The 5004-nt window shown below is 66.7% G+C and carries 4 protein-coding genes and 1 pseudogene; all 5 read left to right on the top strand.

Going from position 1 to position 5004, the window contains the following annotated elements:
• A pseudogene (locus J0L98_RS21110) lies at window positions 1-738 on the top strand (type III glutamate--ammonia ligase); the annotation flags it as partial.
• A 216-nt stretch (window positions 739-954) separates the two neighbouring features.
• Window positions 955-1863 (top strand): class II glutamine amidotransferase, encoded by a 909-nt coding sequence (locus J0L98_RS21105; protein WP_296414175.1) that lies wholly within the window; start codon window positions 955-957, stop codon window positions 1861-1863.
• Entirely contained in the window at window positions 1851-2540 is a 690-nt protein-coding gene (locus J0L98_RS21100) for a protein glxC (protein ID WP_296414174.1), read from the top strand. Before J0L98_RS21105 ends, J0L98_RS21100 begins: the two co-directional genes overlap by 13 nt.
• A gap of 86 nt (window positions 2541-2626) precedes the next feature.
• On the top strand, window positions 2627-3988 hold the full coding sequence (locus J0L98_RS21095) for an FMN-binding glutamate synthase family protein (protein ID WP_296414173.1): 1362 nt from the start codon (window positions 2627-2629) through the stop codon (window positions 3986-3988).
• A 414-nt stretch (window positions 3989-4402) separates the two neighbouring features.
• The coding region (locus J0L98_RS21090; RefSeq protein WP_296414172.1) for a tetrahydrofolate dehydrogenase/cyclohydrolase catalytic domain-containing protein at window positions 4403-5004 on the top strand (602 nt) is incomplete at its 3' end.

Raw genomic sequence — 5004 nt, 5'->3', positions numbered from 1 at the left:
GCCGACTGCCTGACCTCCGCCGACCACTACCTGCTGTTCAAGATGGCCGCCTCGGAGATCGCCAACGACCTGGGCATGATCTGCTCCTTCATGCCCAAGCCCTTCGCCAACCGGCCGGGCAACGGCATGCACATCCACATGTCCATCGGTGACGGCAAGACCAACCTCTTCGCCGACGAGTCCGACAAGTACGGCCTTGGCCTCTCGAAGCTGGCCTACCAGTTCCTGGGCGGCATCCTGGCCCACGCGCCGGCCCTGGCGGCGATCTGCGCCCCCACGGTGAACAGCTACAAGCGCCTGGTGGTGGGCCGCTCCCTCACCGGCGCCACCTGGGCCCCGGCCTACATCAGCTACGGCGACAACAACCGTTCGTCCATGGTGCGCATCCCCCATGGCCGGCTGGAGCTGCGCCTGCCCGACGGCGCCTGCAATCCCTACCTGGCCACCGCCGCGGTGATCGCTGCCGGCCTTGACGGCATCGAGCGCAAGCTCGACCCGGGCGCCCCCCACAACCAGAACCTCTACGCCCTCAGCCCCGAAGAGCTGAAGGCCGAGGGCATCGAGATCCTGCCCCAGAACCTCCACGAAGCCCTGCTCGCCCTGGAGAAGGACACCGTGCTGTGCAAGGCCCTCGGCCCCGTCGCCGGCGAGTTCCTGCGCCTCAAGCACATGGAATGGGTGGAGTACATGCGCCACGTCTCGGACTGGGAAATCAAGAGCTACCTGGAATTCTTCTGAACCCCTGTAGGGGCGACTCTGTAGGGGCGACTCTGTAGGGGCGACTTCAGTCGCCCACGGACAGTCGATCAAAGGCATGCCGAGGAATCAACGCGCAGATGGGCGACTGAAGTCGCCCCAACGAGCCGCCCCAACGAGCCGCCCCAACGAGCCGCCCCAACAGGTTCAGACGAAGCCGGATCAACGAATCAAAGACTTAACGAAGGAGAAGCAACCATGTGTGGAATCGTTGGACTGCTGGTGAAGACACCGGCCCTGCGGGAGAAGCTCGGCGAGCTGATGGTCCCGATGCTCATCGGCATGACCGAGCGCGGCCCCGACTCCGCCGGCCTGGCCGTGTTCGGCAACCCCCTCGCCGAGACCGAGCGCAAGATCAGCCTGTACTCCGGCCTCACCGAAGACGGCGCCGACTTCAACTGGCTCGGCCTCACCCATGAGCTCAAGGCCCACCTGGGCGTCAGCGCCAGCATCACCCCCAAGGGCAACCACGCCATCCTCGGCTTCGACATCGCCCCGACGGTGGTCAAGCGCTGGATCAAGGAGCACCACCCCAAGCTGCACATCCTGTCCACCGGCCGCAGCATCGACCTCTACAAGGACATCGGCACCCCGGCCGAGGTGGCCGCCCGCTACGGCTTTGCCGGCCTGACCGGCTCCCACCTCGTGGGCCACACCCGCATGGCCACCGAGTCTGCGGTGACCCCGGACCGCGCCCACCCCTTCACCGCCGGTGAAGACTTCTGCCTGGTGCACAACGGCTCCCTGTCCAACCCCAACGGCATCCGTCGCATGCTCGAGCCGCGGGGCATCACCTTCGAGACCGACAACGACACCGAGGCCGCCTGCCGCTTCCTGGAATGGCGCCTGCGTGAAGGGGACGACCTGGAGACCGCCCTGCAGAAGGGCTTTGAAGAGCTGGACGGCTTCTTCACCTTCCTGATGGGCACCCCCGACAAGCTGGCCCTGATCCGCGACCCCTTCGCCTGCAAGCCGGCGGTGGTGGCCGAGACCGACGACTACGTGGCCATCGCCTCCGAATTCCGTTCCCTGGCCCACCTGCCCGGCGTCAAGCACGCCACTGTTTTCGAACCCGCCCCCGAGGAGATGTACGTATGGAACGCCTGACCTTCGACCTGGCCGCACAGCCCCTGCGGGAGCTCAACACCTTCCTGCACACGGGTGCCAAGGAAGGCAAAGTCGGCCATGTGACCGTCCTCAACCCGGACGGCGCCCACAACATCGCGGTTGGCCTGGACTGCCCCATCGAAGTCGAAGTGGTCGGCCACGCCGGCTACTACGCCGGCGGCATGAACAAGTCGGCCACCGTCACCATCACCGGCAGCGCCGGCACCGGCGTGGCCGAGAACATGATGAGCGGCAAGGTGCACGTCAAGGGCTTTGCCTCCAACGGCGCCGGTGCCTCGGCCCATGGCGGCCTGCTGGTCATCGAGGGTGACGCCGGCCTGCGCTGCGGCATCTCGCTGAAGGGCGGCAACATCGTCGTCGGCGGCTCGGTGGGCAGCTTCTCGGCCTTCATGGCCCAGGCCGGCCGCATGGTCATCTGCGGCGACGCCGGCGACGCCCTCGGCGACTCGCTCTACGAAGCCGTGCTCTACGTGAAGGGCAAGGTGAAGTCCCTCGGCGCCGACGCCCAGTACGAAGAGATGACCGAAGCGGACATCGCCGCCGTGGCCAGCCTGCTCGACCAGGCCGGCCTCGACCACGACCCCAAGGCCTTCCGGCGCATCGCCTCCCAGCGCTCCCTGTACCACTGGAACGCCGACGCCAACCAGGAGTACTGACCAGGACACGGGTCTGGCAGGGCTGACCCGCCCGCGACCCGAATCAGGCCGACGGACCTGGCCAACGAATATTGAGGAGTTCCACCATGGAAACCAAACCCGTGAATTTCAAGAACCTCTCCCGCGAGGAATCCTACGGCTACGACCGCAAGACCCTCGACTACATCCGCAACGCCGCGGCCCACGGCCTCTACGAGATCCGCGGTATGGGCGCCAAGCGCAAGCTGCCCAACTTTGACGACCTGGTCTTCCTCGGCGCCTCCATGTCCCGCTACCCGCTGGAAGGCTACCGGGAGAAGTGCATCACCAAGACCCTGCTTGGCACCCGCTTCGCCAAGAAGCCCATCGAGCTCGACATCCCCATCACCATCGCCGGCATGAGCTTTGGCGCCCTGTCCGCCAACGTCAAGGAATCCCTGGGCCTGGCCGCCACCGCCCTCGGCACCTCCACCACCACCGGCGACGGCGGCATGACCCAGGAAGAGCGACGCTCCTCCAAGACCCTGATCTACCAGTGCCTGCCCTCCCGCTACGGCTTCAACCCGGACGACCTGCGCAAGGCCGACGCCATTGAAGTGGTGATCGGCCAGGGCGCCAAGCCGGGCGGCGGCGGCATGCTGCTGGGCCAGAAGGTGAACCCCCGCGTCGCCAAGATGCGCACCCTGCCCGAAGGTGTGGACCAGCGCTCCGCCTGCCGCCACCCGGACTGGACCGGCCCGGACGACCTGGCCATCAAGATCCAGGAGCTGCGCGAAATCACCGACTGGGAGAAGCCCATCTATGTGAAGGTTGGCGCCACCCGCACGTTCAACGACGTCAAGCTGGCCGTGCATTCCGGCGCCGACGTGGTGGTGGTGGACGGCATGCAGGGCGGCACCGCCGCCACCCAGACCTGCTTCATCGAGCACGTGGGCATCCCCACCCTGGCCGCCGTGCGCCAGGCCGTCAATGCCCTGGAAGACCTGGACATGAAGGGCAAGGTCCAGCTCATCGTCTCCGGCGGCATCCGCACCGGCGCCGACGTGGCCAAGGCCCTCGCCATGGGCGCCGACGCGGTGGCCATCGGCCAGGGCGTGCTGGTGGCCCTGGGCTGCAACGGCGAGACCTACTTCCAGAACGGCGCCCATCACGACGCCATCGCCGACTACAACGCCCTGGGCACCGCGCCGGGCTTCTGCCACCACTGCCACACCGGCAAGTGCCCGGTGGGCATCACCACCCAGGACGCCATCCTGGAACAGCGCCTGTCGCCGGAAGTGGGGGCCAAGCACCTCAAGAACTACATCAAGACCCTGAACATGGAGCTCACCACCATCGCCCGGGCCTGCGGCAAGCAGAACGTGCATCACCTGGAACCGGAAGATCTGGTCGCCCTCACCATCGAAGCCGCCGCCATGGCCGGCGTCCCGCTGGCCGGCACCAACTGGATCCCCGGCAAGGGCTTCTGAGCAAAGGCAGCCGCTGATCGATGGCTGTAGGGGCGACTTCAGTCGCCCGCGGACTTCGATCAAGGGTGTGTCGGTGATCAACGTGCGGATGGGCGACTGAAGTCGCCCCTACAGGAGCGTCAGATCCCGCCGTGCCGCCTGCAGTCTTCCCCCGTAGGGACGACTTCAGTCGCCCGCGGACTTCGATCAGGGGTGTGTCGGTGATCAACGTGCGGATGGGCGACTGAAGTCGCCCCTACAGGAGCATCGGATTCCGCGATGCCGCCTGCAGCCTTTCCCCGTAGGGGCGACTTCAGTCGCCCGCGGACGCTGATCACCGGCCTGCCCGCAACCGTGTTTCTCCCTCTCGCCCCGCAAGGCGTTTCACCGGGGCGGCTTTCGGGCCGCCCCGTTTTTTTGCTGGAGACTGAACCCATGACCGCCCGCATCATTGACGGCAAGGCCCTCTCGAAACAACTCCGCGAAGGCTTCAAGACCCGCGTCGGCACTCTGGTGGCCCAGGGCGTCACCCCCGGCCTGGCGGTGATCCTGGTGGGCGACAACCCGGCCAGCCGGGTCTATGTGGGCAACAAGGTGAAGGCCTGTGAGGAATGCGGCGTGCGCTCCTTCCACATCGCCCTGCCGGACGACACGGTGGAATCGGAAGTCCTCGCCACCATCGCCCGCCTCAACGCCGACCCGGCCGTGCACGGCATCCTCATCCAGCTACCGCTGCCGCCCCACATCGACGGGCGCAAGGTGCTGGAGGCGATCAGCGTGCACAAGGACGTGGACGGCTTTCACCTCTACAACGTCGGTGGCCTGGTCGTCGGCAACACCATCTTTCCGCCCTGCACCCCCTACGGCGTGCAATTGCTGCTCGACACCACCGGCACCGACGTGGCCGGCCAGAACGTGGTGGTGGTGGGGGCCAGCAACATCGTCGGCAAGCCCATGGCCTTGATGCTGCTGCAGCGCGAAGCCACCGTCACCCTCTGCCACGCCAGGACCCGTGATCTGGCCCAGCACACCATCCT

Source organism: Zoogloea sp. (genome assembly GCF_017302315.1).
GTDB lineage: Bacteria > Pseudomonadota > Gammaproteobacteria > Burkholderiales > Rhodocyclaceae > Zoogloea.
The sequence above is the reverse complement of the archived record's forward strand: the minus strand, read 5'-3'. Positions and strand labels throughout refer to the sequence as shown.